This window comes from Vibrio sp. D173a (assembly GCF_030248475.1).
The window spans coordinates 1-1,088 of sequence record NZ_JAHGAH010001431.1; the positions used below are offsets into that span (position 1 = coordinate 1).

2 pseudogenes are annotated in these 1,088 nt (G+C 44.6%); both read right to left on the reverse strand.

Annotated elements, in window-relative coordinates:
* Positions 1 to 908, reverse strand: a pseudogene (gene pssA / locus KIV40_RS33855) (CDP-diacylglycerol--serine O-phosphatidyltransferase); the annotation flags it as partial.
* 91 nt (positions 909 to 999) lie between these two features.
* Positions 1,000 to 1,088: pseudogene (locus KIV40_RS33860) on the reverse strand (GNAT family N-acetyltransferase); the annotation flags it as partial.

The following is a 1,088-nucleotide window of genomic DNA, read 5'->3' on the forward strand; positions in this document are numbered from 1 at the left end:
ATGAAAAAATCATTTGCGGTTTTGTCACCAACAACAATGCTCACCTTCACACCACGCTTAAGTGCTTTCTTTACTTCCTTCGCTAAACTCGGTGGGAAGTTGAAGTAAGGTGTACAGATGAAAATCTCATCTTTGGCTTGAGCGATGAGTTGGTTGATACCTTGGTTTAGGCGATTGCGACGCTTACCGATACCTACCAGCGGCGTAACAGCTACTTGCTCGGCGGACACTTCTTCGCTCTTAAACTGGTACTGAGAGCGTGCCAGTGTCGAGCGGAATTGACGAATCGCCGATTTAATCTGCTTAGTGGTTGGCTTAGCATGATCAGAAAGGCAGTTTACCGCAGTGTCGGCAACCATCTGATCTTGAACGTAGCTAAACATGCTGTCAGCTAGCGTCTTGTTATTCAGGACATGGTAGCGATCGAAACGGTAACGGTCGTGGTAGTTTAAGTAGATATTATTAAGGCTTGCACCGCTGTAGATTACGATATCATCTACTATAAAGCCTTTAAGATGCAGAACGCCGAATACTTCTTTGCCGCGAACCGGAATACCATAAACAGGCACTTAGTGTTCGGACTTTTCTGCAAATGCTTTGTACATGGCCGCGTTGCCTTCTGATGACTCTGCACCAATGAGGCCACGTTGCGCGCGGTGCCAATCGACACACACACTGACATCCAACTGTGGATTGTTCTGCTTAGCTTCATAAAGAGCAGTCAGAATTTCGCGACCTGCTTCATCATCTTCTAGGTAGAGAGCAACCAGACAGATACGCTGAGTTGCTTCAGAGATCTCTTTAAGTAGGCGAGTTCTGAACTCTTGTGCTGATAACAGTACTTCAAACTTATCGGGGTTCTGAGCTACGGTTGGTAACTGAGTGAGTGGATTCCTACTAGCAATCATATTGACTGTTTGACCTTAAAAATGTGCAAAATCGCGAACAGCGAATTTTACCAAAGGCGTACTACGAATTACTAGATAATCGAGGCATTCTCTAACAATTTTGCTGATAATGCAAAGGAATGAGATCTTTTCCACTGTCTGTATATCGTTCGAAGAGATTTCTTAGGTTATTAGGCAGCT